Origin of the sequence: Actinoplanes solisilvae, assembly GCF_003999975.1 — a bacterium.
Lineage (GTDB): Bacteria > Actinomycetota > Actinomycetes > Mycobacteriales > Micromonosporaceae > Actinoplanes > Actinoplanes solisilvae.
Genome location: NZ_RJAC01000010.1, coordinates 41,765 through 68,385, shown reverse-complemented (window position 1 = coordinate 68,385; position 26,621 = coordinate 41,765). Strand labels below are relative to the sequence as shown.

Below are 26,621 nucleotides of genomic sequence, written 5' to 3'. Positions count from 1 at the left end.
CGGATGGTCGTCATGAGCGACAGCACCCGCGCCACCGGCCTGATCGGCCGGGACGGCGCCACAAGCGGCGATCGGCTGATCGACCGGGACGGCGCCACAAGCGGCGATCGGCTGATCGACCGGGACGGCACCACCCGCGGCGATCGGCTGATCGGCCGGGCGGCCGAGCGCGCCGAGCTGAACGCTTTCCTCGATCGCGTCCGCGCGGGCGGGGACGCGCTGCTGCTCCACGGCGATCCGGGCGTCGGCAAGACGGCGCTGCTCGACGACGCCACCGCCGGAGCGAGCGGCCTCGACGTCCGCCGGGTCGCCGCCGGGCCGCTGGAGGTCGACGTCGAGCGCGCCCTGCTGCACGCGCTGCTGGAGGAACTCGGCGAGCCGGACCACGCGCTGCTGGAAGACCCGCGCGAGCCGGACATCGCGCTGCTGGAAGAGCGGCGCGAGCCGGACCACGCGCCGCCGGACGAGCCGCATGCGGCGTTCTTGGCGGCCCGGCTGACCCGGATGCCGTGCGGCGCCCCCGTGCTCGTCGTGTTCGACGATCTGCAGTGGGGCGACGCGGCCAGCCTGGCGGTGCTCGACATGCTCGGGCGCCGCGCGCGCGACGGCGGCGGATTCGGGCTGCTCGGCGCCGCGCGCGGCCCCTCCCCGCCGGCCGCGCTGAGCTGGCCCGCACGCGAGATCCCCCCGCTGGACGCCGCGGACGCCTCGCGCCTGGCCGACCGTCTGAGCCTGCCGGCGGTCGCGAGGCGGCGGGTGGTGGCGGCGGCCGCGGGCAATCCGCAGGCCGTGCTCGACTTCGGGGCCGTCCCACCGCCCGGGTTCCGGCGCTGCCCGGTGCCGCCGTTGCCACCCGGGCCGCTGCGACGGGCGTACGCGGAAATGCTCGTCGATCTGCCGCCCGGCACCCGGCATTCGCTGCTGATCATGGCGCTGGCCGAGGAGCCGCCGCCCGGGCTGCCGCATCTGGAACCGGCGCGGCCGCTCCTCGACGGCACGGGGTCGCGGTTCCGGCATGCGCTGCTGCGCGGGGCGGTCATCGCGGTCGCCACGGCGGGGGAGCGGGCCCGCGCCCATCGAACCCTGGCCGAGCTGGCCGGCGATCCGCTGCGGCGGGCGCGGCATCGGGCCGAGGCGTCGCTCGAACCGGACGAGGCGGTCGCCGGACTGCTCGAGGAGGGTGCCCGGCAGTCGTTGCGGGACGGGGCGACGACCGAGGCCGTCACCGCACTGATGCAGGCGGCCGAGCAGAGCCCGGAGGCGTCGAGCCGTTCCCGGCGGCTGGCCCGGGCCGCGTACGTGGGAGCCACGCTCGGCGGCGATCTGCGGTTCACCGTCCAGTTGCTCGAGGCCGCCCGCACGGCCGAGCCCGACGCCGCTCGTTCCCTGGCCGCCGCCGTGGCCGCAGCGCACGTGCTCATCGGCCGGCACGGCGACGTCGATTCCGCGCACCGACTGCTCCGGTCGGCTGTCACCGACGCCGTCCGCGTCCTCGGCCCGGACGATCCCGAGCTGAGCGATGCGGCGGTCGAACTGGTCGAGACGGCCCGGCTGGCCGCCCGCGACGAGGTGTGGCAGTCGTGCGACGAGGTCCTGGCCCGGCTCGGCGAGCTGTCGCCGCTGGCCCGGCTCTGGAGCCGCGTGCACCGCGGTTCGGCCGCCGCCGACCGGGCCTCCCTCGACGAGCTTGTCAGCGGGATCGACCGGGAGACCGACCCGGCCCGGATCTATCGCACCGCGGTGCTGGCGCTGGTCACCGACCGGGGTCCGCGCTGCCACCGGGCGCTGCGGCGCGCCGCCGCCGGGGGAGAGGCCGGCCGGCTCGCCCTGACCGGCTGGTTCGCGCTGGCCTTCGACGGTTTCGCGGCCGGGCGGTGGGATCAGGCCGTCGGCGCCGCCGAGGAGGTGCGGCAGCGCTCCGAGGTGCGCGGCGACGAGTTCACCGCGCGGCTGGCGCGCATGATCCAGCTGCACGTGTCGGCGCTACGCGGTGACGGCGCGCGGATCGAGGCCGAGACCGGGCGGATCGTGTCGTGGGCGACCCCGCGCGGACTTGGCGCGCTGGCGCAGTGGGGCCACCACGTGCGGGCGGCCGCGGCTCTCGCCGCCGGGGACTTCGAGGACGCCTTCCAGCACGCCACGGCGGCCACCACGCCCGGGACCCTGCCGAGCGACCCGGTCGTGCTGCGCTGCGCGCTCGACCTGATCGAGTCGGCGACCCGCGTCGGACGTTCCGCGGACGCCTTCGCGCACGCCACCGCGTTGCAGGCGGTCGCGCCCCTCTCCGACCGGCTCGCCCTGCTGGCCGCGGGCGCCGCGGCGATGACCCAACCGGCCTCCCTGGAACTGTTCCCGCGCGCGCTCGCCCTGCCCGCCGCCGTCGCCTACCCGTTCGAAGCCGCACGGCTCCACCTTTCCTACGGCGAACTGTTGCGCCGCACCCGTTCCAGGTCGCAGGCCCGCGACGAGCTCGCCGCGGCGTTGACGATCTTCCGCCGTCTGGGTGCGACTCCGTGGGCCGAGCGGGCCGCCCGCGAACTGGAGGCGGCGGCCTCCCGGCGCGGCCGGCACCTGACCGCCCAGGAACGCGAGGTTGCCGATCTCGCCGCGGCGGGCCGCAGCAACCGCCAGATCGCCGACCGGCTGCTGATCTCGCCGGTGACCGTCGCCGCCCACCTGCGCCAGGTCTACCGCAAGCTCGCCATCACGTCCCGCAGCACGCTGCGCGACGCCCTGACGCCCGGCGGCGCGCCATGAGCGGCACCCTGCACGGCCGCGACGCCGATCTCGCGGCCCTGAGCGCTTTCCTGGCCGAGGGCGGCGGCGCCCTGCTCGTCACCGGGGAACCCGGCGTGGGCAAGTCCGCCCTGCTCGACCGGTTCGCCGGCCCGGACGTGCTGCGGGCCACCGGATCCGAGGCCACCGCCACCCCGTACGCCGCCCTCGACCGGCTCCTGGCTCCCGTGCCCGGCCTGATCGACGCGTTGCCGCCGGCCGACCGCAGCGCGCTGCACGTCACCCTTGGCCTGGCCGGCGGGCCGCCCCTGGCCGAGCTCGCCGTCGCGCACGCCCTGCTGCGACTGCTGCGGACCCGTCCGGCCGTCGTGGTCGTCGACCAGGGCGAGGACCTCGACGACGCCAGCGCCCGGATCTTCGCCGTGGTCGCCCGGCGGCTGCGGCCCGGCGACGGGGGCGCGATGATTCTGGCCGGCCGCAGCCCGTGGCCGCACGGCCTGCTGCAGCACGCGGGCCTGCGTGAGTACCGCCTGGCCCGCCTCGACGAACTCGCCGCCGTCGAGCTGCTGAACGAGCGGCACCCCGGGCTGGCCCCGCACGTCCGCGCCCGCCTGATCGCGGAGAGCGAGGGGATTCCGCTGTCGCTGGTCGAGTACGCGGCGGCCCTCACCGGCCGCCAGCGCTCCGGCACCGACCCGCTGCCCGCCGTGCTGCCCCTCGGCGATCGCGTACGGGCCCTGACCGCCGCCCACTTCGCCGGCCTGCCCGCCGCCACCCGCGACCTGCTACTGCTGGCCGCCCTCGAAGCGACCGGCGACCTGACGATCCTGCAGGCCGCGACCCCGGGAACCGACGTGCGCGACGCCGCCGCCCCGGCCGAGCAGCGGCAGTACGTCACCGTCGACGCGGACGCCCGGCGGCTGCTGTTCCGCCACCCGATGCTGCGCGCGGCCTGCCTCGAGAACGCCACCGAGCTCGAACACCGCCGCGCCCACCGCGCTCTGGCCCGGGCCCTCGACCGCGATCCGGATCGCCAGGCCGTGCACCTCGCGGCGGCCGCGGTCGGTCACGACGCCGAGCTGGCCGACCGGCTGCGGCGCCTGGCCGAGACGACGATCCGGCACGGCGACGCGACCGCCGCGGGAACTCTGCTCACCCGGGCCGCCGAACTCACCGCCGACCCGGTGACCCGCTCCCGGCGCCTGCTGGCCGCCGCACTGATCCGCGCCGACGTCGCCGGTGACCTCACCGACGCGTCCCACCTGCTCGAACAGGCCGCCGTCGAGAGCGCCGGGCTGGCCGACTCGCTGCCCTTCGCGGTCACGGCCGCCCAGGTCGTGCTCAACAGTGGCATCGCCGTCGACGTCGCGTACCGGCTGCTCGTCGCGGCCGTCGAGGCTCATCCGCGCCGCTGGGACGCGAACGACGAACTGCTCGTCGAAGCCCTGCACAGCCTCGTGATGACCTGCTGGTTCGCCGCCGACCCGGCGCTGTACGAGCCGCTCGACCGGGCCCTCGCGCGGCTGCGCCCCCGGGTTCCGCCGCTGCTGCACCTGAGCGCGCGGGCGTTCGGCGACCCGGTGCGGCTGGAACCGGCGCTGCTGGACGAGATCGACGCCGCCGTCACCGGTCTGGCCGACGAGCACAACCCCATCACGATCACCCGTACGTCGCTCGCCTGCGTCTACACCGACCGGCTGGGCCGGATCCTCGACCCGCTGGCCCGGGTCCGGCGCGGCGACGCGGCGGCGCTGGCCATCCACGCGACGATCAGCACCGGCAACGACCTCTGGCACACCGGTCAGTGGACCGAGCTGACCCTGCTGGCGGCCGACGGGCGGGCCCGCTGCGACCGGTTCGGCTACGCGCGCTACCGCCCGATCCTCGGCTACCACCTGGCCCTGGTCGCGGTCGCCCGCGGTGACCTCGAAAGCGGCCTGCGGACGACCGGGCGCATGACGGCCGAGTTCGCGGGGCGCGGGGCGGGCATCGGCAAGCAGTTCGCGCACCACGTGCACGCCCTGGCCGCGATCGCCCGCGGCGACTTCGCCGAGGCCTACGCGCAGGCGAGCGCGATCACGCCGGCCGGGAACCTCGCACCGCACGTCCCGCACGCGTTGTGGGTGCTGCTCGACCTGGTCGAGGGCGCGATCGGGTCGGGCCACCACGACGCCGCGCGGGCCCACGTCACGGCGCTGATCAAGGCTCGCGTCGATCGCCTGTCGTCGCGCCTGGCCCTGTGCGTGGCCGGCTGCGCGGCGATGGTCGCCGAGAGCACCACGGCGTACGAGAAGGCGCTCGCCGTTCCCGGCGCTGACCGGTGGCCGTTCGAACAGGGTCGCGTCCTGCTCGCGTACGGGGAACATCTGCGCCGTAACCGTGAGACCGCCGCCGCCCGGGCCCGGCTGGCCGCCGCCCTGCGGATCTTCCAGCGCCTCGGCGCCCGGCCGTGGATCGAGCGCACCGAGACCGCCCTGCGCGCGGCGGGCCGCGGTCACACGCACCCCGAGGGCGCGGAAGCCCTGTCGGCCCAGGAACGCCGCATCGCCGAACTGGCCGCGGGCGGTCTGACCAACAAGCAGATCGGCGAACGGCTGCACCTCTCGCACCGCACGGTCGGCGCCCACCTCTACCGCGCCTTCCCGAAGCTGGGGATCACCTCGCGGGCCGCCCTGCGGGACGCACTCCTAGGCTGAGGGGGTGATCGACGCGCACCTGCACCTGTGGGATCCGGCCGTGCTGCCCTATCCGTGGCTGTCCGGCCGGCTCGACCGCGCGTTCCGTCCGGCCGACCTCGACACCGGCGGCCGGCAACTGACCGCGGCCGTGTTCATCGAGGCGGGCGTACGGGCCGATCGGGCCCTCGACGAGGTGGCGTGGGTCGAATCCCTGGCCCGCGAGTGGCCGGTGCTGGCCGGCATCGTCGCGCAGGCCCCGCTCGACCGTGGCGAGGCGGCCGGGCCGGTGCTGCGCGAACTGGCCGCGCGTCCGCTCGTGAAGGGCGTGCGGCACAACCTGCAGGGCGCGCGGGTGGGGGCGCCGCTCACCGAGGAGCATCTGACCGGCGTACGGCTGCTGGCCGGCCTCGGACTGAGCGCCGACCTCACCATCGACGCGGCGCAGCTGCCCGAGGTCACCGAACTGGCGCGGATCGTTCCCGAGGTCACCTTTGTGCTCGACCACGTGGGCAACCCTCGCTTCGGGCCGGCCGAACGCCAGCCGTGGGCCGACCGGCTGGCCCGGCTCGCCGAGCGCCCCAACGTGGTCGTGAAGCTCTCGGGCCTGACCGGCGCCGACCCCGGCCTGATCCACGACCGGCTGACCCACGCGGTCGCCGTCTTCGGAGCCGACCGCTGCCTGTTCGGCGGCGACTGGCCGGTGTCGCCCTCGTACGCGTCGTGGGCCGAGACGGTCGCGGGCGTGGCCGACCTCGACGTGCTGGCCGGCACCGCCCGCCGCGTCTACCGGCTGGCGTCCAGCTCGGCCCAGAGCTCGCCGGGGATCGGGTAGTCCCAGTCGCGCAGGTTCTCGGCGAGCTGCGCGCGCCCGGCCGGGCCGAGCAGCACGGCCGCGACCGCCGGATGCCGGGCCGGGAACCGCAAGGCCGCTGCGGCCAGGGGTACGCCGTAGGCCGTACACAGGAACTGCAACGCCTGTGCCCGAGCCACGATCTCGGCCGGCGCGGGCGCGTAGTCGTAGGTCGCGCCCGGCTCGGGGTTTGCCAGCACACCCGTGTTGAACACGCCCCCGGCGAGCACCTCCACGCCGCGTTCGAGGCACAGCGGCAGCAACTCGTCGCCGGCGCTGCGGTCGAGCAGCGTGTAGCGCCCGGCCACCAGAACCACGTCGAGGTCGGTCTCGCGCACGAACCGCGCGGGCCCGGCCGTCTGGTTCATGCCGACGCCGATCGCCCGCACCACCCCCTCGGCCCGCAGCCGGTGCAGCGCGGGATAGGCGCCCACGAGCGCTTCGCGCATGTGGTCCTCGGGGTCGTGGATGAGAACCGTGTCGACCTCGGCGACGCCCAGCCGGGACAGGCTGCTCTCCAGCGAACGCAGCGTGGCGTCGGCACTGAAGTCCTGCTCGCGACGCGACCAGTCGTCGTCCGACACGACGTAGCCGACCTTCGTCGAGATCGTCAACGTCCCCGGCGGCAGCTGCCCGAGGGCCTGGCCGAGACGGCGTTCGGCGGCGCCCCGGCCGTACCAGGGGCTGGTGTCCACCCTCGTGATACCCGCCTCGGCCGCGGCCAGCACGGTGGCGACGCCCTCGCCGGCGTCCGGCCGATCACCGAGCGCGGCCGTGCCCAGCACCAGGTCAGCCATGTCGCGCTGACAGCCAGGCCTCGTACTCGGCCCGGCTGTTCGAGGTCAGCGGGTAGTAGTCGGAGAGCACAGCGCCCTGGTCGATGCGCATGCGGCTGAACACCTCCCAGCTCTCGTGGTCGCGGGACCGTTCGATGACCTCGGCCGCGCGCCGCCGGGGCACCACCACCGGGCCGTCGTCGTCGGCCACCACGAGATCACCGGGCAGGCACAGGGTTCCCCCCACGGCCACCGGCACGTCGTACGCCCACGGGAAGAGCTCGGACTGCGAGGCGTAGTGCGGGGTCGTGCCCGTGCACCAGATCGGCACGCCCAGCTCGCGAACCCGCGGCGCGTCCCGGATCCGGCCGTCCACGACGATGCCCGCCCCGCCGCGCTTCTTGAAGTAGCGCACCAGCATGTCGCCGAGGCACCCGGTGAACTGGCTGCCGTACGCCTGCACGACCAGCACGTCGCCGGGCTGGATGGTCTCGAGCACCGCCCACAGCGCGGTGGTCCGCTCGACGTACTCCTGGTCGACGCCGCTGGCCACGTCCTCGCGCTGCGGCATGAACTGCAGCGTCACGCTCGGCCCGACGATGCGGCTGCCGGCGGTCAGCGGGCGCGGCCCGGCCACGAAGCTGCGGCTGATGCCCATCTGGTGCAGGTAGGCGCAGGCCGTCGCTGAGCTGACCGGGGCCATCGCCTCGATCAGGGCGCTGTCGGCGCGCTCGTAGGACGGGCCGCGTACCGGCAGGGGCCAGACGGTGTTGATCTCGGACATCTTTCATGCTCCTTGATGACGTGCGGGGGCTCCGAAGCGCTCGACGGTGAGCCGCAGCCGGATTGTTGTTCGAGGCGGCACGTTCAACGTCAGCCGTCCGTCGTGGACGTCTCCGGTGTCGGCCGTCCGGATCGGGTGCTCGCCGTACCCGCCGCCGGTCAGTTCCAGGTCGGCTGCGTTGCCGCCCAGGTTGACGATCTGCACGGTGATCCGGTCGTCGGCCAGCTCCTCGACGAGCGCGGCGACGTCCGGCGGCAGACCGGGCCGGTTGCGGGCGGCATCCGTCCAGCGGAGCTGGGCCAGGGGCAGTCCGCCGTTGTAGAGCTGCTGCGGCGCGCCCGCGACGAGCTGCGTGAGGATCTCGGTGACGACCGGGTTCAGGTTCTGCCACCAGTGGATGTCGTCGCCCGGCGGCGGCCCCGGCCGGCTCTCCATCGCCGCGAGCCGGCCGCGCACCTGCTCGATGGCCATCTCCAGCGCCCGCTCGGGATAGCCGGGGTTGTCGCCGGCCAGATAGCGCAGCCAGGGCGGCTCGTGACCGGCCTCCTCCTTCTCGCGGAAGGCGCGCACCCGCCGCCAGTCGTAGCCCGACAGGGCGGCCAGGTCGTCGAGCCGTTGCCGGTCCTCGCGCTCCCGGCCGATCCACCACAGCCAGGCCGGATAGGCCGGGGGCAGCGGCTGGAAGTCGAACCAGCCGTCCTCGTCGCGGCGGTAGGGGACGAGCAGGAGAGCCGCACCGGTGCCCGCGCCGAGCCGGTCGTGCCAGTGGTCGAAGAACGTGCAGTCCTCCGGGTCGATCGGGCCGAGCAGAGCCAGGGACAGGGCTCTCTCGATCGTGCCGCGCGGCATCGCCAGACCGGCCGGCGCACCGGTGATCAGCGCGTGGTTGACCGCCGCGACCAGGGCCGGCGCGACCACGCTGTAGAGGCCGTGCGGCCACGTCCAGCCGTAGTGACCGCCATACCAGCGGCCCTCGTGCGCCTCGCCGACCAGGCCGTCGGGCCCGACGTTGTCCGGGATCAGGCCGCCGTTGTGCCGGGTGCGGTCCTGCCAGACGCCGACGTAGTCGCGCACGAAACCGGCGTAGCGGTCGTCGTGGTCGTACAGCCAGGCGTTGGTCATCAACGACGTGACGGCGAGGTTGAGCGGGATGTCGCCGACGCCGAGCCGGGTGTTCATCGCGTCGGCCATCCGCTGCGCGTTGCCCGGGTCGGCCAGGTCGTCCCAGGTCTTGATGCCGTCGAGGTCGCGCAGCGGCAGGCCGTACTTGCGCATGCCCTCGTTGCTCGCCGCGTACGGCCGGTCCTCGCCGAGCCCGGGGCGCGGGCCGAGCGCGCCGACGTGCGGCGCCCGCATCATTCTTCGTACGCCGTCGTAGTTGCCGGTCGGCGAATCGGGCAGGTAGAGGTCGGCGAACCGCAGCGCCCGCTCCCGGCCCCAGACGGGATCGGCGGCGCACAGGTTGTAGAAGAACAGCAGCGACTCGCCCTGATGGAACCAGTCGTAGCCGTTCTCGTACTCGCCGGTGACCAGCCCCCGCTCGGCGAGCTGGGCGGTCACCCCCTCGAAGTGGCGCTTGCTCGCGTCGAGCAGGTCGTCGGCGCCGCCGAGCGTGTAGAGCGCGGGCCAGTTGAAGAACGGCTCGTAGAAGTCGTCGACACCATCGCGGCCGACGGTCCGTCCTTCGTAGACCAGCGAGCCGTCGGGCGCGCAGTACAGCTCCTCGAAACGCCGCCACGCGGTGTCGAGCAGGTCGAACAGGCGGCGTTGCAGCACCGCCCACCTCGGAATATCGGTGTCTGTCATCCCTTGGTCGCTCCCGCCGTGAGCCCGGAGACGATGTTGCGTTGCAGCAGGACGAAGAAGACCAGCACCGGGGCGACCGCCATCAGCAGGTTGGGATAGACGACGGTGAAGTCTGTCGAGTAGCGGCCGATCGCCGCGTAGACGCTGGTGGTGACCGTGTAGAGCGACGAACCGGGCCCGAGGATGATCTGCGGGTTCACGAAGTCGGTCCAGACGCCGATGGTGTGCAGCACGACCGCGGTCGCCACGGCCGGGCGCATCAACGGGAGGATGACCCGCCAGAACGTCACGATCGGGCCGGCCCCGTCGACCCGCGCGGCCTCGTCGAGCTCGCGGGGGAGAGTCTTGATGTAGGCGACGTAGAGGAACATCGACACGGGCAGGGTCAGCGTCGTCTCATACAGCAGGAACCCGGTCACCGTGCCCATCAGGCCCAGATACTTGAGCACGTAGATCACCGGGATCACGAGCACCTGACTGGGGATGAACAGACCGACCAGGAAAAGACCCAGCAGCGTACGGTGTCGCAGGCGGGTGCCACGGGCGATGACGTACGCGGCGGGGGCGCTGACGGCCAGCGAGAGCACGTTCACCGCCACCGCGAACAGCGCCGTGACCACGTACGCCTTGGTGATCGCAAAGTCCGGATTGGACAGCGCGGCGCCGAGGTGGTCGAGCGACAGCCGGTCGAACGGGATGCCGAACGGACTGCGCGTGATGTCGTCCTGGCTCTTGAACGCGTTGACGACCAGCAGGTAGCCGGGCACCAGCATGACCAGAGCGGCGAGGGCTTTCAGCAGCTTCGTCACGCGGTCACCGCATCCTCGGCGCGGCGGCGCAGCGCGGTCAGGCCCAGCGCCAGCGCGGCGATGACGACCATCAGCGTGATCGCCTGGGCGGCGCCGTAGCCGAGATGGTTGGCGCGGAACGACTCGCTGAGAATGAGGAAGGCGAACGTGTTGGTGCGACCCGCCGGGCCGCCGCCGGTCAGCGCCAGCACGATCTCGTAGACGCGCAGCAGGCCGACGAGCACCAGCACCAGGTTCACGGTGACCGAGGGCGCGAGCATCGGCCAGGTCACCGAGCGGAACGTCTGCCAGCGGCCGGCGCCGTCGACGCGGGCCGCCTCGTGCAGGGCGGGCGGGACGGTTTGCAGGCCGGCCAGGTAGAGCACGACGTTCACGCCGAACTGCGACCAGACCACGACGGCGACGATGCTGCCGATCGCCCAGGTCGGGTCGGACAGGAACGGCAGTGGACTGTGTCCGGCGTTGCTGAACACGTGAGCGATCGCGCCGTTCGCGCCCAGGATCGCCGACCACAGGAACCCGATGATGATCGGCCCGATGACGTACGGGTAGAAGACCACCGCGCGCAGCACGGTGTTGAGCCGGCCCGGGCGGTTGAGCAGGAGCGCGAGGCCCAGCCCGGCGGCGTTGCAGGCCAGGGTGCCGACGACCGTGACGATCAGGGTGACGATCGCGGCGTGGCCGACGTCGGCGTCGTGCAGCAGCCGGGTGTAGTTGTCCCAGCCGACACTCTGCGGGTTCGGGGTGAGGCCGTCCCAGTCGGTGAAGCTCAGGTACGCCGCCAGGACGATCGGCACGATCATGAACAGGACGATCATGATCGTGGCCGGGGTGAGGAGCACCGCGTGCGACGCCCCGAGGGGGAGCGTCACACGCGGCCGCTTGCTATTTGGCATTCGAGCTGTACCAGCCGTCGATCGACTTCAGGACGTCCGCGGGCTTCTGGTCGAGATAGAGGCCCTGTACGAGTTTGTTGAGCTCGTCGTTGAAGCCGGTGGGGGCCGAGTTGTCGCCCTGGCCGTTCGAGGCGACAACCGTGGCCGGGGCCTGCTCGACGATCGCGCCGACCTCTTTGTTCAGCGGCGTGGCGTCGTACTCGAAGCCCTTGCGGAAGTTGCCCTCGGCCTTCAGCTCCTTGGTGACCGCGTCCTTGTCGGTGACCAGGAACTTGAGCAGGTCGAGCGCGGCCGCCTGGTTCTTGGACGACTTGGTGACCGACCACGGGATCGACGGGTTGCCGGCGACGGGGGCGGGGTTTCCGTCCAGAGTCGGCATCGGGAAGACGCCGACGTCCTTCTTGGCCTCGTCGGCGCTGGGGACGAACCAGCCGCCCATGATGAAGGTGGCGGACTTGCCGGCGAGGAACTGGTCCATGGCGTCCTGGTACTTCAGGCCCATCGCGTCCTTCGGCGTCAGGCCCTGCTTCACCCAGCCGTGGTAGGTCTCGAGCACCTTGCTCCACGGGCTGCCGGCGAAGGTGACGGCCTTGGTGTTGCGCTTGACGAACCAGTCGGGGGTCGCGCCGAGCACGTTGCTGTTGGCCATCATCTGCACCTGGGCGCCGGTGACCCATTCGCCGGCGGTCTGGGTGGGGACGTAGCCGGCGCCTTTGAGCTTGACGAGGGCGGCGGTGAGGTCGTCGAGCGACTTCGGGGGAGCGGTGAGGCCGGCCTTGGTGAAGGCGGCCTTGTTGTAGAACACGAGGGACTGCACCTGGTTGCCGCTGCCGGCCTGCCACATGACGCCGCCGACGCGGGACTGCTCGGCGTAGGGGGCGTCCTTGACCCACTGCTCCTCGGGGAGGGCGGCGAGCTGGGGGACGGTGTCGCGGCCGAGGCTGCCGGAGACGAGGTCGGGCGGGGAGCCGGCGGCGAGCTGCTGCTGAAGGGTGGCGCTGACGTCGGCGGCGGTGGGGGCCTCGATCGTCACGGTGATGCCGGGGTGGGCGTCGGTGTAGGGCTTCACGAGGTCCTCGTAGAACTGCTTGGTCAGCACCGGGGTGACGTTGACGAGCAGCCGGAGGTTGGCCGAGGTGGCGTCACCGGCGCCGCCGGTGTCCTGGAAGCCCCCGGACGAGGAGCAAGCGGTCAAAAGGATCGCGGTGGTGGCAGCCGCCGTGGCCACCAGCACCCGTCGTCGAATGTTGGTCATGGCACCCTCCCGGGTTCCTAATCGCCTATCGATTAGCGATTGGAGAGATGATCACCGGGCTGCCGGTTACGTGTCAATAGCTTGTTTCGGCGCAGTGACAAACGAGTGCGTGCGCGGGGCAGCGCTCCGCCAGGCCTCGGATCCGAGCACGGCCCCGTGCTTGAGCAGGGCTTCTCCCGGTCCGGTCCCGCTGGCGTGCGTGCGTGAGCAGCGCTTCTCCCGGCCCGGTCCCGCAGGCGTGCGTGCTTGAGCAGCCTTGCTGCCGTCTCCGGTTTCCCATGCGGGCGTGCGCGAGCAGTGCTCTGCCGGTGTCGTTTCCGAGCTTTGGCCAGCCTGCAATCGATTGTATGCAATCGATGATCAGATGGTGCGGATGGGGCATATCGGCAAGGCGTGCTGGTGAATCAGGTGCGGCGAAGGCCTCAGGCCGTACCGGTGGCGGAGGTGGCAACGGCGGGCAGGGCTTTGAGGCCGGCCCTCGACGTCAGGCCTCTACGCCGGTCGCGTGGTTCAGGAAGGCGGCGGCCGCCCGGCCGCGGTTGGCCGAGGCCAGCACCTCGATCAGGCGCTGATGGGCCTCGGCCATTTCCGTCCAGTCGCCCTGGAAGCCGGGGTCTCCCACTATCCGCAAGCTCAGCAGGCTGGGCTCCATGACGGCCCACAGCCGGGGCAGATAGCTGTTGCCGCTGAGCTCGATGACCGTGCGGTGGAAGCCCATGTCGTAGCCGCGGAAGGCGGCGAGATCGTTGTCGATCGCCGCCTCCCGCATGCCGTTGACCAGCTGTTCGAGCAGCACCCGCGCGGCCAGGTCGAAGTGCGTGATCGCCTCACGGGCGGCCGACTCCTCGAGCAGGCCGCGCACCTCGCGGGCGTCGGCCGCCTCGTCGTCGGAGATCTGCCGGACGTAGCTGCCCCGCCGCGGCAACGAGATCACCAACCCCTCGTGAACCAGCCGCTTGACCGCCTCTCGCACCGGCGCCTGGCTGACGCCGAGCTGCCGCGCGAGCTCCGACTCGACGATGCGGGCGCCGGGCGGCAGCGTGCCCTCCAGGATCGAGTTTCGCACCAGGTCGTACGCCTGGTCGGAGAGCAGCGAGCGCCTCAGCGTGGCTTCCGGGGGTGATGACAAGTTCCGCTCCCTATCGTTTATCGCTTAACGATAGCGGAGCCCGCCTGGGGCGCGGTGAACGAGAAGTGGTCGAAATTGCCCACCCCCGGCGACGACCCGATCGCGACCAGGAACACGCTGTGCACACCCGAGGTCGGCGTGATCGGCAGGGACCGGACGAGATAGTCGTCGAAGCCGTCGCTGGGCATCACCGTCATCCGCCCGATCACCGGGCCGGTCAACGCGTCGAGCCGGATCTCGAACGCCCGCCCAGCGTACTGCCGGTCGGCGCCGATGCTCCCGGTGAACACCGTACGCCCCGAGCCGAAGTCGACCCCGTCGTAACGAGCCCAGTCCCCACCGTCGAAACTGCCCATGACCTGGCCCGTCCCGGCGGCGTGCGTCGACACCCCGCTGCCCGCCGCATACCGCTCGGCCTGCACGACCGTGGCCGCGATCCCGGCGCCGCCCTGCCACTTCGGAACGCCGTATTGATAGGCCCCGGCGCTCGGCTTCGCGTCGCGGAACCCGTCGGTGGCCGGCTTGCGCACGACCGCCGCGTTGCGAGCCGGAGACTCGGCGCGCAGCGTCCAGTCCTGCGTCCGCGGCTCGGTGAACAGCGGATCCACCGCGTACGGGATGTTGTTGCTCGCCGTCACGCCGGCCTTCACGTCGACGTCGCCGATGTTGTTGACGATCTCGGTGTCCGGGTAGCTCGGTCCGTTCAGGCTGATCGATTTTCGATCGGTGCCCGACGTGTTGTTCCACAGGCGGTTGCCGGGCGCGGGCTTGTCCCCGTTGAGCAACACGACGCCGTAGCTGGTGCCGTTCCACGCGACATTGGCGTACGCGGTGGCGTTGAAGGCGTTGTTGTCGAGGTAGATGCCGGGCGCGGGCGCCTGCGCGGCCAGCGGGGCCGGGTCGTGCAGCAGGTTGTGGTGCAGCGTCGTGCCGGCCAGGTCGATGTTGCAGCAGACGTAGATCGCGCCACCGTCGTTGACCAGGTGGTTGTAGCTGGACACGTCGTTGTGGGCGATCTCGTGTCCGCCCGCGGTCGCCCCGGCCACCTTGTCGTCGATGTTGATGCCGCTGCGTCCCGTGGTGGTGACCGTGTTGCGGGTGACCCGGTGCCCCGACCCGATCAGGTTGATACCGGCCGCATAGCTGCCCATGTAGTCGGCGTTCGTGATCGTCGTTCCGGTCACCGTGTTGCCGGTTCCGGAAAGCACCACGCCGTTGCCCGCGCTCCAATCGATTGCGCTGTCCCGCAGCACGTTGCCGGTGCCGCCGAGCTGCAGCCCCGAGGTCGTCTCACCCGCGGTGAGCAGGCCGCACGCGTCGGGGTCGCGCACCATGTTCGGGTCGCGGGCGAGATCGTCGTACGCCGACACGTAGCGCGCGATGGTGCGCTCGACCACGTTGTTCGAGGAGCCCGCGGCCGTACGCAGGGTGGTCGCCCGCAGGCCCAGCCCGGTGGCCGTCACATAGGAGCGCCCGATCAGATCGAGTCCGGCCTCGCGCTGCTTGGCCTCGACGGTGTGGCCGCTGGGGTCGTCGCCGTCGCGCGTCCACAGGTAGAGGCGCTTCGCCCCGGCGTCGTAGAACCACTGTCCGGCGTGCCCGAGCAGGCGCAACTTGCCGCTCAACGCGTAGCTGGTCTTCTGATTGGGGTTGAGGCTGATGCAGTTCGGCAGGCTCGCGGCCGTGACCTGCCCCGGCTGCGACGAGGTGACCGTGCCGGTCTCGCTGACGAACCAGTTGCGGGCCAGCAGCCGCGCCCCGGTCCAATAACCGGCGGGCTGGTCGAGGGCCGGGTCTTCGATGCTGGTGTACGACCCCGAGCGGGCCGACGCCATCAGCGGGCGCATCGGGTTCTCGCCCGGGTGCGGCCATTGCGCCTGCGGGGTGAGTGCACCGTCCACGAAGACCTGGTTTCCCGGCAGCGTGGAATCGATGGTGATGTCGGCGCGGTAGATGCGACCGTCGCGCACGCCCTGGGCGAAGGGCGAGCCGGTCATGAACTGGTCGCCGGCAGCCAGTTCGTCCAGGTCCGCGTCGCTGACACGCTGCCAGCCGGTGACCGGGTCGGTGCCGTCGATGACGACCTGCGCGCCCGGGGCGGCGGCGTAGGTGATGCGGGCGTGGGCCGTGCCGTCGCGGCGGGGGGCGACCCGCTCGCGATAGACGCCGGCCGCGATCCGGCAGGTGTCACCGGCGACCATCACGTCGGCGCACTTCTGGATGGTGCGGAAGGGCGCGGTGGCGGTGCCCGTGGCGCTGTCGGAGCCGGTCGGGGAGACGTTGTACGTGGTGCTTCGCGCGGCCGCGCCGGCGGGTGAGGCGACGGCCGGCAGCAGGAGGAGGGGGACGGCGAGGGCCGACAACTGACGGAGGCGGATGCGCATGCGTATCCAATCGGCTATCGATTATGGATTATCGATTGCCACCGTAATGATCGGTGTCCCAGCGGTCAACGGTCGTCCTCGATGGGCGGGCTTCGGGCGAAGCCGCACAAGCGGCCGGTCTAGCGGCCGGTCTACAGGTTTGCGAGCGCCGCGGCTGAGTCGCTGTCCGGGTCGGCGTGGTAGAGCACGAGCGTCAGCCCGTCGCCGCCCGCGACCAGCAGCTTCTCGTGCCGCAGCCGAAGAGGGCCCACCCGTGGATGCTCGAAGAGGCTGATCCCGCCGACCCTCTGTCGCACGTCGTACCGCGCCCACAGCTCACGGAAGCGCGAGCTACCTGCCGACAGCTCCTCGACGAGCCCCGCGAGTACCGGGTCCTCGAGGTCGTCGGCCGACATCGCCCGCAACCCCGAGACCGCCTCGCGGGTGGCCCGGTCCCAGTCGGGCCGCAGCGAACGGTCCTCCGGCTCGAGAAACACGGCGCGGATCAGGTTGACCTCCGGGTGGTAGTGCGGCGACAGTGCCCGCGCCGGCGCGTTCGCCGCGAGCACCTCGCCGTACCTGTCCTGCAGAAACGCCGGCATCGGCAGCTGATCGATCAGCCGCGCCATCCCGGCCGGGGCACGCCGGGCCCGGCCCGCCGGTCGCGACGGCCGGGCCGCGGCCAGTTTGTGCAGGTGAGCCACCCCGTCGTCGTCCAGCCGCAGCGCTCGAGCCAGCGCGTCCAGCACCTGGCCGGACGGATGCCGGTCGCGCCCCTGCTCGAGCCGCAGGTAGTAGTCGGCGCTGATCCCGGCCAGCAGCGCCAGTTCCTCGCGCCGGAGCCCGGCCACCTTCCGTCGCCGTCCGGCGGGCAGCCCGACCTCCTCGGGCCGGATCAGCTCCCGCCGCGAGCGCAGATACTCCCCGAGAGCGTTCCTGACGACCACTACCTCAAGCTAACGGAACCGGTCGGCGTTCTCCCGCGCCCACTCGGCGAACGTCCTGGCCGGGCGGCCGGTGACCGCCTCGACGGTCGGCGCCACCGTGTAGCCGATCTCCGGCGTGTTGCCGTGGGCCCACACGAAGAACTCGATGACCTCGTCCGGGAAGCCCTCGGCGCGCCACTGGTCGCGGGCCTGCTCCTCGGTGAGCGGGACGAGCCGCACGTCCCGGCCGATGGCCTCGCCGACGATCCGCACCATGTCGGGCGGCGTCAGCACCTCGGGCCCGGTGATCGCCAGTTCCCGCCCGCCGTAGCCGCCGCAGGCCAGCACCGCGGCCCCGACCGCGCCGATGTCCGCGTCGTGCACCATCGCGCTGCGCCGCTCGACGAAGCCCACCCGCACCACACCCTCGTCGCGGATCGAGTCGACCCAGTCCAGCGCGCCCGACATGAACTCGACCGGCGCCAGCACGGTCCATTCCAGGTCGCTGCCCCGCACGGCGGTCTGCAGTGGGCTCACGCCACCTCCGCTGAGCACGGTGACCCGCCGTACGCCCGCTGTTCGCAGTCGCGCGACGATGGCCGCGCTTGTCGGCTCGCTCAGCGGCTCCTCCCCGGCGAAGGTGATGAGCTGCACTGCCTCCACGCCGTCGAGCGCCGCCGCGAGCGAGGCCGGGTTCGCGAGATCGCCCTCGACCATCTCGGCACCCGGCAGATCGGCTTTGCCGAGTTTGCGCGTCAGCGCCCGCACGACGTGCCCGTGGCGCGCCAGGGCCGCCACGGTGTGCCGGCCGACGTTTCCGGTTGCTCCAGTGACCAATGTCGTCGTCATGTCAACGAAGCTATGACGGCATGCGGCCAGAACCTGTCCGCAATCCGAAGACGCCAAGGTAGCCCTGACAGCCCCAGGATTACCGCGGCACCGCAAAGTCACCGCCGCTGCCGAAACTGGAAGGTGATCGTTCGAGACACCAGGAGTTCGACATGCGCATCACCACCCCGTTCGGACCGCACTCGACCGCGGACGAGGTCAGCGAGGGCGTCGACCTGACCGGCAAGCGCGCTGTCATCACCGGCGGCGCGTCCGGCATCGGCGTCGAAACCGCTCGCACCCTCTCCCGGCGCGGCGCCGAGGTCACGCTCGCGGTCCGCGACACGACCGCCGGCACCCGAGTCGCCGAGAAGATCACCGCCGAGACCGGCAGGCCCGTTTCCGTACGCCCGCTGGAACTGACCGATCGCCTATCGATCAGCGATTTCGTGCAGGCGTGGACGGGCCCGTTGCACCTGCTGATCAACAATGCCGGCGTCATGGCGCTGCCCGAGCCCACGCTGGCGTTCGGCGGGTCGGGCGGCGGCGACGCGGCCGAGGGCTGGGACACGCAGTTCGCCACCAACCACCTCGGCCACTTCGCGCTCGCCACCGGCCTGCACCGTGCCCTCGCGAAAGCCGGCGGCGCCCGCATCGTCTCGGTCAGCTCGACCGGCCACCTGTTCTCCCCGGTGGTCTTCGACGACATCAACTTCAACTTCCGCCCGTACGACGCCACGCTCGCCTACGGCCAATCGAAGACCGCGGTCAACCTGTTCGCCGTCGGTGCGACCGCCCGCTGGTCCTCCGACGGCATCACGGCCAACGCCCTCAACCCCGGCGCGATCGCGACCGCCCTTCAGCGTCACGTCGGCGGCACCCTGCGCACCCCGCCCGAACTGCGCAAGACCCCCGAACAGGGCGCCGCCACCACCGTCCTGCTGGCTACCTCACCGCTGCTGGACGGCATCGGCGGCCGCTACTTCAACGACAACCAGGAGGCCGCCCTCGTCCACCGCCGCCCGGAACGCGTCGAAGACCTCGTCGCCTCGGTAGCCGCCTACTCGCTCGACGCCGACAACGCCGAACGCCTTTGGACGCTCTCCGCCAACGCGCTCTGACCGGGGCGGATATTGTGCTGCGATCCAAGGCTCGGGGGACGCATGAAGACACCACAATGGACCTGGCGCGCGCCGATCGCGCATCGCTCACCCGTGTGGGCGGTGACCGGCGTACGGGGGCTGGTCCTGACCGCCGGCGGGGACGACATGATTCGATCCTGGGACGCGGTGACCGGCACGCCCGGCGGCTTCGCGGTCCGGGCTCACGTGGGGATGATCGGCTCTCTCGGGGTGACCGAAGCCCGCGGAAGAACAATCGTGGTCTGCGCCGACCAGACCGCGGTGCGCCGGTTCGACCTGGCGACCGGGGACGAGATCGGCGACCCGCTTCGTGCGCCCGGCTCCTGGCTGCCCGTCGGCGGTCTCGGCCAGGTCACCCTGGCGACCGAGTCGGGTGAGCCGTTGGTGCTTGCCGAGACGTACTCCAAGCTCGGCCGGTGGGACGTCGTGACCGGGGAACCGGTCGGACGGCCGTGGACCGCGGACCTCGGACGTCTGCTGGCCATGACCGCCTGGACCGGCGACGACGGTCACGCCGTCGTGGCCACGAGCGACAACGCCGGGGTCGTCCAACGGTGGGACGTCCTCACCGGCAACCCGGTGGGGCCGCCCTTGGACGGGCATGACCGGCCGGTGACAGCGCTGCTCGCGGTGGGCGGAGCGGTGTTCGGGCAGGAATATCAGGGTTCTCTCTGCCGGTGGGACGTGACCACCGGCGAGCTGCTGGACGTTCTGCCGCACCGGTCCGAAGGCATCGCCTGGGGCGGTCTCGCGGCTGATTCCACCGGCCGGGCGCTGTTCTTCGTCGACCAGTCCACCCAGGTGTGGCGGTGGGACCTGACGCGGCCCGAGCCGGTCGCCGAGAAGCTCCCAGGAAGTGCGGGCCACGTCAAGGCGGTGGCCGTGGTGCCGTCGGAGCTCGGCCCGCTCTGCGTGACCGGGAACGAGAAGGGCGCGACGCGCCGATGGGACCTGTCCGGCCGGCCGGTCGGCGATGACCTTCCGGGGCACCCGGCCGGCGTGCAACAGCTGATCGCGGTGCCCCGGGCCGTCGATGGCCGGCCCGTGCTGGTATCCGCGGGCGGGGACGGCACGCGATGCTGGGACGCGGGATCCGGTGCGCCGCTTGGTGATCCGGACGCTCTCAGCTCGACGGGCAACCGGCTTGCCGGGGCGTGGCTGCCGTCCGGCCGGCTCGTCCTCGCCACCGGCACCCACGACGGCCTCGTACGATTCGACGCCCTCACCCGCGGCAAAGAGATCACCGACCGGATGGGCAAACAGCCCGTGTGGACTGTCGCGAGTGGAGTTCAGCGCGACGGGCGGCCGTTCTTCGCCGGTGGCACCGCCGCGGGCGAGGTTCATTTCGTCGACGCCGAGACCGGAGCGACCGTACGCCCGAAGTTGCGGGTCTCGAAGTCGCAGGTGCTCGCCGTCGCGGTGACCACGCTCGACGACGGAACCATCGCTCTCGCCACGGGAGGAGAGGACCAGTTCGTCGTACTATGGGACGCCGTCACGGGCGAACAGATCGGCGCACCGCTGCCCGTCGGCGAGTGCTCGGTCATGGAACTAACCTTCCGCCGGTTGCCGGACGGCCGCCTGCTGGTGATCGCCTGCGATGACGGCGGCGCGGTCTGGCGCTGGGACGCCGCAACCGGCGAGTCGCTCGGCGAACCGCTCACGGCCGACGACGAGCTTCCGCTCACGCTGGACGACGTCGCGTTCGGGCGTCTTTTCGCCGCCGCCCACCACGATGTGGTCCGGTGCTGGGACATCGTGACCGGTCGCGTGCTCGGGGTCGTGCCCCAGGCTCAGTCCGCGGTGACGACCGAACTGCCGGACGGCCGTACGGCACTGGCGATCGGCCGCGAGGACGGCACCCTGACCGTCACGTTCCTTCCCGGGGCCGACGGGTCGGGCCAGGCTCGATGATGTGCGACAGGTCGGCGTAGACGACGAGGTTGTCGCGGTAGCTGCGGCGGCCGCGGTCGAAGCCGCCGCCGCAGGTGACCAGGCGCAGCGAGGCATGGTCGGTGGGGCCGTAGACCTCGAGGGCCGGGAACGCGGTCTTGCGATACCAGGACTTGCGAGTGACCGTGAAGACCGCCGTGCTGCCGTCGGCCCGGCGCACGCGCACCGTCGCCCCGGGCTTCAGCTCGCGAAGACGGTAGAAGACCGCCGGGCCGTCCTTGGCCGAGTCGACGTGGCCCAGGATCACCGCGGCCCCGGCGGACCCGGGCGGCGCCCCGTGGCGGTACCAGCCGGCGGGCGCCGCCGAGTCCAGCGGCGGCAGGTCGACCGTTCCGTCGTCGCGCAGCCCGAGCCGCAACAGCGACGTGCGCACCTTGATCACCGGGATGTCCAGGCCAACGGGGAGCGGGGGAGCGGCGGCCGGCGGCGCGGCGGCCGGCGGGACATCGGCCGACGGCGCGGCGGCGTACGGCACTGCGGCCGCCGGCGGCGCCGACACCGGTGAGGGCGCCCACACCCCCGACACGGTCAGCGCCGTCCCGCTGACGGCCAGGATCCCGGCCAGCGCCGCCTCGGCGACGGTCCGGCCCGGCACCGCTATCGGGTCCGCCGGCGTCGCGCGGTCACCCGGGCCGCCAGAAGACCGGCGATCAACAGCAGCACCACTCCGGCGCCCGTCTTCAGCGGGTCGGGACCCGCGGTGCTGCCGCCGCCCAGCTCCGGGTGCCCGCTCGGCAGCTTGGTCGTCGGTGGTGATTCCGGCGGCGACGCGTCGTCCGAGTCGACCGGAGGCGGCGGATCGACGACCACCGGCGGCGAAGGACTCTCCGAGTCGACGGGCGGCGGCGGCTCGACCGGCGGCGAGGCTGTCGGCGAGGCTGTCGGATAGGTCGCGGTCGGCGTGGTGGGCGGAGGCGTCGTCGTGTCGTCGTCATCGCCGCCCGCGACCGCGACGCAGTAGCCGAGCAGGAGCAGCAGCAGGAGCAGGAGCAGCCCGAGCAGCCACCACCGGCGGCGCGACCCTGGCGGTTTCGGCGGCGGATAGGACGGCGGCGGGGGTGCGGCCGGCGGATCAGTGGCACCGTAGTCGGACATCACGTGCTCCGATCTCGGACGTCGGGGGTCGATCGGCATTCAGCAGCGTATGAACATCGGAACCACAAGCATGATGAACGCTGATGAACTTCTCGTGCCCGCACCAGTCCTAGATCGGACAAACGGAGCAGTGGCCGGACCTCAGCACCCGAGCCCTTCTCACATCCAAATGGCGTCGGCGATGGTGATCCCGCAGAACGCGGCACCCAGGCCCGCGGCGATGCTTCCCACGACATTGAGTACGGCGTAAGCGTGGAACTTGTCCTGGAACAGCCGCACCGTCTCGTACCCGAAGGTCGAATAGGTCGTCAGCGCCCCGCACAGCCCGGTGCCGAGCAGAGAACTGACGTTGCCCGACACGTGACCCAGCACGGCTCCCTGAATGAGGAAGCCGAGGATGAACGACCCCGCCATGTTCGCCGTGAACGTGCCCCACGGGAACTTCGAGTGTTGCCGGTTTTGCACGAATCGGTCGGTCAGATAGCGCAGCGGCGCGCCTACCGCGCCCCCGATCATTACGAGCAGAATCGTCACGACCGCGCCTGCCGTCCCGCCAGCCGGGTCACGACGATCCCGGCGTAGACAGCGGCCAGCGCGGTAAGAGCCGTCGCAGCCAGGTAGACCAGGGCGGTACGGGCATGGCCGTCGGCGACGAGCTGATGCACGTCGCCGGAATAAGTCGAGAAAGTGGTGTAGCCGCCCAGCACGCCCACGCCGAGGAAGGGACGCACCAACGGCTTCACCTGCCGGATCTCGGTGATGAACACCATCAGAATGCCCATGAGGAAGCAGCCCGAGACGTTTATGACGAAGACGGCCCACGGGAATTGCCCCGGCGGACTGGTCCAAGCTTCCTCGAGCCCATAGCGTGCCAGCGCCCCGAGCGCGCCGCCGATTGCGACGGCCACGATGAGCGCCGCCGGCTGCCGCGACAGTTCCCGCCGGTGTTCCGGGATGTCGAGGTCGACATCCGAGTCCATCGGCATACGGGTGGATTCCGCCATTCGCTTCCCCCAACTCGGTCCGGCGGACGAACCGCGCTTTCCGTAACAGCGGACCCCCACCGCCATCCCGACCGTACCCGCCCTTGAACCGGACCGGGCGAGGGGACCACCAAACGTAGGGGCAGACTGTGGGTTCACCTCCGTGACGACCCTCGCGAAAGCGTGCCCCGGCCCGCGTCGCCGACCTACCGTAGGGCGATGCTGCTGGACCTCGTCGACCGCTTCGGCTACTTCGGCGTGGCCGGCGTCACCTTCGTCGAGAGCTTCGGCATCCCCGCCCCCGGTGAGGCGGCGATTGTCGCCGGCGCCGCCCTGGCCGGCCGGGGCGACCTGAACATCTTCGGTGTCGCCGTCGCCGCTTTCGTAGCAGCCGTAGTCGGCGACAGCCTCGGCTATTGGATCGGCCGGCGCGGCGGCCGTCCCCTGATAGAACGCTTCGGCAAGTACGTTCGGCTGACTCCCGAACGATTCGACAGGGTCGAAGCGTTCATGTCCCGTCAGGGCCCGAAAATCGTCGTGGTAGCCCGTTTCGTCGAGGGCCTACGCCAATTCAACGGCCTCGTGGCGGGTATCACCGGCATGCCCTTCCACAAATTCCTGGCCTGGAACACCTTGGGCGCCGCCCTCTGGGTGTCCCTCTGGTCAACCGGCGGCTACCTGGCCGGCAACCACATCGAGGAAATAGCAAAGACCTCCACCCGCTACCTGATAGCCGTTGCCGTGGTAGCCGCACTGGCGCTGATCGCCTACGTCTGGAGACGCCGCCACCGCGCCCGGACCACCCAGGCCTGAACCCGCCGAGCTCCCTCGGCGCCAGGCCTTTCAACGTTTCGTACGGCGCTAATCCGGTTCCGTCGCGGGCTGAGCGGGTAACAAGAGGACACGCGACCAATAGGAGGCTCCAAGATGGCGACTCTCGCCCAACGTGTCCGCACCTTCCTGCAGGGCCCGCAGGGCCGCCGCCTGGTGGACCAGGGCCGCCGCCAGATGGCCAAGCCCGAGAACCAGCGCCGCCTTCGAGGCCTGTTCACCCGCCTGCAAAACCGCCGCCGCTACTGACCCCAAGTCCCCACCGTCACCGACCCGCGATCGCCTGGCCAAGACCCTCGAGGTCGCGGGCCCACCCCCTCAAGGGCGCGGAGCGTTCATCCTGAACCGGCAGGGTGCGCCGGCTTGACCCACCACTCGGGCCCGCCCAGGTGACGTGCCGACCACGGTGACGACAGCGCGGAAGCCGATCTACGCCCCGTCAGGGGATCACTCAGGCCGAGATGCGATGAGAGCCGTCCCAGCCTGAGAGCTCCACGCTCAGATCAGTGAGCCTCAGCCTCAGCCGACTCCTCGACCGCAGCGGGCGCCTTCTTGCGCCGGTGAAGCGTGAAGGTCATGACCACCACGACGATCGCGCCCACGATAAGCCCGAGGATCGCACTGAAGACGGTATTGACGATCCACCCGAGCAGCCCGCCAAGGGCCCCCGTGGCGTCGTGGACCGCTTCCTCCATGTGATGCACCGCCGAGTAGAGGGCGTGCCACCCCAGTTCGTCCGTGCCGACCAGCAGGATGTGCCCGCCGACCCACAGCATCGCCGCCGTGCCCACCACGGTCAGCGTCGTCAGCACGATCGGCATGGCCTTGACCAGCCCTCGCCCGAACGACGAGATCGGCCCCGACAGTTGGGCCAGCCGCAGCCCAGCATCGTCCATCTTGACGATCAGCGCCACGACTCCGTACACCGCCACCGTCATCACCAGTGCTACCACCGCCAGGATCGCCAGCCGCGACCAGAACGGCTCGTCGATCACCTCGTTCAGCGTGATCACCATGATCTCGGCCGACAGGATCAGGTCGGTGCGGACCGCCCCCGCGATCAGCGTCTTCTCGTCTTTCGCCCCGTCCTCGTCGCCGTGATCGTGGTGCGCGATCTTCGCCCACACCTTCTCGGCGCCCTCGTAGCACAGGTACGCGCCACCGATCATCAGGATCGGCGTGAGCAGCCACGGCACGAACTGGCTGAGCAGCAGCACCGCGGGCAGGATGATCAGGAACTTGTTGCGCAGCGACCCGATCGCGATGCGTTTGATGATCGGCACTTCGCGTTCGGCGGCCAGGTCGCGTACGTATTGCGGGGTGACCGCGGCGTCGTCGATGACCACGCCCGCCGCCTTGGCGCCGGCTTTGGCCGCGGCCACCCCGACGTCGTCGATGGAGGCGGCGGCGGTGCGGGCCAGCACCGCCACGTCATCCAACAGGGCTACGAGTCCACCGGCCAACGGAGGGTCCTTCCAGAGTTGAGAAACGTTCGTGCGCGCTCATTGTCGCCCAGGTTCGTCCCCGGGGCATGTTGCCCGCCCGATCGTGTCCCTGCCGGTTTGCTGTACGCCGTGCCGCGCCGGGGGATCGAGCGGCTACCGGTGCCGCACGATCGAGCCCGCTATCCGGTCGTGCAGGGTGCGTTGCCGATCGCCGAAGACCATGAGGGCGTCGACCCACGAGTAGATGCCGAAGCTGACCAGATTCAGCACCGTGCCCAGCAGTCCTTTCACGCACAGTTCGCGTAATGCCATCTTGCCCCAGTCGAACGGCTGTCCGGTTTGCGGGTCGGCGACGACGTGGCCGAGCAATTTCTTGGCCGGGGATTGGCCGTCGACCCAGGTGAACATCGACCAGACGAGCCAGCCGATCCACAGTGTCACCACCATGAGCAGACTGTCGAGCAGTACCGCGCCGAATCGTCCGCCCGCCGACACGAGTTGCCCGCTGATCGGCGCCGGATAGGCCATGCCGGTGTGCTGCCCGTGATAGGCCGGCGCGGCCGGCTGCTGATAGGGCTGCACGGCCTGCTCGTATGTCGGCGGCACGACGGCCGCCGGCGATTCCTGTCCCGGCCATTGCACCGTCGGTTCGAGCTGCCCGTACGCGGGTGGCTGATACGAGGTCGGTTCATAGGCCTGCGGCGGCGACGAGGGGACCCCGTAGGCCGGCTGCCCATACGGCTGCTGCCCGTAAGCGGTCTGCCCGTACGACGGCTGCTCATAGGACGGCTGCCCGTACGTCTGCGGCCCGGACGGCGACTGCCCGTAAGGCTGCTGCCCCTGCGACTGCCCGTAAGGCTGCCCCGGCGACGGCGACCCGTACGACGGCGGCTGGCCATAAGAAGGCTGCCCATACGGCTGCTGCCCATACGGCGGCTGCTCAGACGGCTGCTGCCCATACGGCTGCTGCTCAGACGACGGCGGTTGCGCGTACGGCTGCTGCTCAGACGTCGCCGGCTGCCCGTGCGACTGCTGGTCGGCCGGCGCCTGCTGCCCATAAGGCGGCTGCTCGGACGACGGCTGCCCATATGAGGATTGCTCAAAAGAGGGATACGAAGGCGGGGGATTCTCGCGTTGCGGATCCGATCGACCCGGATCGTTAGGAATTGGCGATTCGCTCATTGATCTTCTCGGTCTCCGCTGATCATCGAATGGTGATCACAATAGGGTGCCGGACGGCAATTCCCCAGGTTGGCGGAGAAGCCCGGAAACAGCAATCAGGCGCGCGGCCGATCGGTTCCGGCTGGACGGTCGATATTGACCCGCCCGGCCTCCC

At 71.4% G+C, this 26,621-nt stretch carries 23 protein-coding genes; 7 read left to right on the top strand and 16 right to left on the bottom strand.

The genetic code is table 11. The features are described 5' to 3' along the window. Positions 1-12: 12 nt before the first annotated feature. From EER30_RS24275 to EER30_RS24265, 3 genes are read left to right on the top strand one after another with little or no spacing between them, the layout of a single operon-like run. Positions 13-2,757, top strand: a complete 2,745-nt coding sequence (locus EER30_RS24275; protein WP_164842465.1) for a helix-turn-helix transcriptional regulator — start codon at positions 13-15, stop codon at positions 2,755-2,757. Beyond that, complete coding sequence (locus EER30_RS24270) at positions 2,754-5,432, top strand: helix-turn-helix transcriptional regulator (protein ID WP_127502833.1); 2,679 nt, start codon at positions 2,754-2,756, stop codon at positions 5,430-5,432. Before EER30_RS24275 ends, EER30_RS24270 begins: the two co-directional genes overlap by 4 nt. 4 nt (positions 5,433-5,436) lie before the next feature. Then, positions 5,437-6,246 carry an amidohydrolase family protein gene (locus tag EER30_RS24265; protein WP_127502832.1) on the top strand — a complete coding sequence of 270 codons (810 nt, stop codon included), beginning with the start codon at positions 5,437-5,439 and terminating at the stop codon, positions 6,244-6,246. On the opposite strand, the gene EER30_RS24260 is transcribed toward EER30_RS24265, so the two are convergent. From EER30_RS24260 to EER30_RS24215, 10 genes are all read right to left on the bottom strand, one after another. Then, complete coding sequence (locus EER30_RS24260; RefSeq protein WP_127502831.1) at positions 6,198-7,061, bottom strand: aldo/keto reductase; 864 nt, start codon at positions 7,059-7,061, stop codon at positions 6,198-6,200. The genes EER30_RS24265 and EER30_RS24260 overlap by 49 nt on opposite strands. Continuing rightward, positions 7,054-7,824, bottom strand: coding sequence for an RraA family protein (locus EER30_RS24255; RefSeq protein WP_127502830.1), 771 nt, complete (start codon positions 7,822-7,824; stop codon positions 7,054-7,056). Before EER30_RS24255 ends, EER30_RS24260 begins: the two co-directional genes overlap by 8 nt. A gap of 3 nt (positions 7,825-7,827) precedes the next feature. Further along, positions 7,828-9,630: a DUF8034 domain-containing protein gene (locus EER30_RS24250; RefSeq protein WP_127502828.1), complete on the bottom strand. Its 1,803-nt coding sequence runs from the start codon at positions 9,628-9,630 to the stop codon at positions 7,828-7,830. Further along, a complete protein-coding gene (locus EER30_RS24245) occupies positions 9,627-10,439 on the bottom strand; it encodes a carbohydrate ABC transporter permease (protein ID WP_205650394.1) in 813 nt (270 codons plus the stop codon). The genes EER30_RS24250 and EER30_RS24245 overlap by 4 nt, the downstream gene beginning before the upstream one ends. Next, positions 10,436-11,311, bottom strand: a complete 876-nt coding sequence (locus EER30_RS24240; protein ID WP_205650393.1) for a carbohydrate ABC transporter permease — start codon at positions 11,309-11,311, stop codon at positions 10,436-10,438. Before EER30_RS24240 ends, EER30_RS24245 begins: the two co-directional genes overlap by 4 nt. Positions 11,312-11,324: 13 nt before the next feature. Beyond that, positions 11,325-12,590, bottom strand: coding sequence for an ABC transporter substrate-binding protein (locus EER30_RS24235; RefSeq protein WP_127502825.1), 1,266 nt, complete (start codon positions 12,588-12,590; stop codon positions 11,325-11,327). A 484-nt stretch (positions 12,591-13,074) separates the two neighbouring features. Further along, positions 13,075-13,719 (bottom strand): GntR family transcriptional regulator, encoded by a 645-nt coding sequence (locus EER30_RS24230; RefSeq protein WP_127502823.1) that lies wholly within the window; start codon positions 13,717-13,719, stop codon positions 13,075-13,077. A gap of 17 nt (positions 13,720-13,736) precedes the next feature. Beyond that, on the bottom strand, positions 13,737-16,103 hold the full coding sequence (locus tag EER30_RS24225) for a carbohydrate-binding protein (RefSeq protein WP_127502821.1): 2,367 nt from the start codon (positions 16,101-16,103) through the stop codon (positions 13,737-13,739). Between the two features lie 131 nt (positions 16,104-16,234). Further along, positions 16,235-17,029: a helix-turn-helix domain-containing protein gene (locus tag EER30_RS24220; protein WP_127502820.1), complete on the bottom strand. Its 795-nt coding sequence runs from the start codon at positions 17,027-17,029 to the stop codon at positions 16,235-16,237. 9 nt (positions 17,030-17,038) lie between these two features. Continuing rightward, positions 17,039-17,857 (bottom strand): NAD(P)H-binding protein, encoded by an 819-nt coding sequence (locus EER30_RS24215; protein ID WP_127502818.1) that lies wholly within the window; start codon positions 17,855-17,857, stop codon positions 17,039-17,041. A gap of 152 nt (positions 17,858-18,009) precedes the next feature. On the opposite strand from EER30_RS24215, the gene EER30_RS24210 reads away from it, so the two are divergent. Next, positions 18,010-18,957 carry an SDR family NAD(P)-dependent oxidoreductase gene (locus tag EER30_RS24210; RefSeq protein ID WP_127502817.1) on the top strand — a complete coding sequence of 316 codons (948 nt, stop codon included), beginning with the start codon at positions 18,010-18,012 and terminating at the stop codon, positions 18,955-18,957. Positions 18,958-18,999: 42 nt separating this feature from the next. After that, positions 19,000-20,892, top strand: a complete 1,893-nt coding sequence (locus tag EER30_RS24205; protein ID WP_127502816.1) for a WD40 repeat domain-containing protein — start codon at positions 19,000-19,002, stop codon at positions 20,890-20,892. Here the strand turns inward: EER30_RS24205 and EER30_RS24200 are convergent. The 4 genes from EER30_RS24200 to crcB (EER30_RS24185) form a co-directional block, all read right to left on the bottom strand. Beyond that, complete coding sequence (locus EER30_RS24200; protein WP_127502815.1) at positions 20,849-21,526, bottom strand: class F sortase; 678 nt, start codon at positions 21,524-21,526, stop codon at positions 20,849-20,851. The two genes, EER30_RS24205 and EER30_RS24200, sit on opposite strands and share 44 nt — an antisense overlap. A gap of 2 nt (positions 21,527-21,528) precedes the next feature. After that, positions 21,529-22,026, bottom strand: a complete 498-nt coding sequence (locus EER30_RS24195; protein WP_127502814.1) for a hypothetical protein — start codon at positions 22,024-22,026, stop codon at positions 21,529-21,531. Between the two features lie 159 nt (positions 22,027-22,185). Continuing rightward, positions 22,186-22,560 (bottom strand): fluoride efflux transporter CrcB, encoded by a 375-nt coding sequence (crcB, locus tag EER30_RS24190; protein ID WP_127502813.1) that lies wholly within the window; start codon positions 22,558-22,560, stop codon positions 22,186-22,188. Then, complete coding sequence (gene crcB, locus EER30_RS24185; RefSeq protein WP_127502812.1) at positions 22,557-23,030, bottom strand: fluoride efflux transporter CrcB; 474 nt, start codon at positions 23,028-23,030, stop codon at positions 22,557-22,559. The genes crcB (EER30_RS24190) and crcB (EER30_RS24185) overlap by 4 nt, the downstream gene beginning before the upstream one ends. Before the next feature lie 198 nt (positions 23,031-23,228). Here crcB (EER30_RS24185) and EER30_RS24180 point away from each other — a divergent pair, with 198 nt between their 5' ends. Next, a complete protein-coding gene (locus tag EER30_RS24180; RefSeq protein ID WP_127502811.1) occupies positions 23,229-23,822 on the top strand; it encodes a DedA family protein in 594 nt (197 codons plus the stop codon). A gap of 114 nt (positions 23,823-23,936) precedes the next feature. After that, positions 23,937-24,089 carry a hypothetical protein gene (locus tag EER30_RS47280; RefSeq protein WP_164842464.1) on the top strand — a complete coding sequence of 51 codons (153 nt, stop codon included), beginning with the start codon at positions 23,937-23,939 and terminating at the stop codon, positions 24,087-24,089. Between the two features lie 254 nt (positions 24,090-24,343). Here EER30_RS47280 and EER30_RS24175 read toward each other — a convergent pair whose 3' ends face one another. Further along, positions 24,344-25,303 (bottom strand): DUF808 domain-containing protein, encoded by a 960-nt coding sequence (locus tag EER30_RS24175; protein ID WP_127502810.1) that lies wholly within the window; start codon positions 25,301-25,303, stop codon positions 24,344-24,346. Between the two features lie 135 nt (positions 25,304-25,438). Next, complete coding sequence (locus EER30_RS47275) at positions 25,439-26,467, bottom strand: RDD family protein (protein ID WP_164842463.1); 1,029 nt, start codon at positions 26,465-26,467, stop codon at positions 25,439-25,441. Between the last annotated feature and the right edge of the window lie 154 nt (positions 26,468-26,621).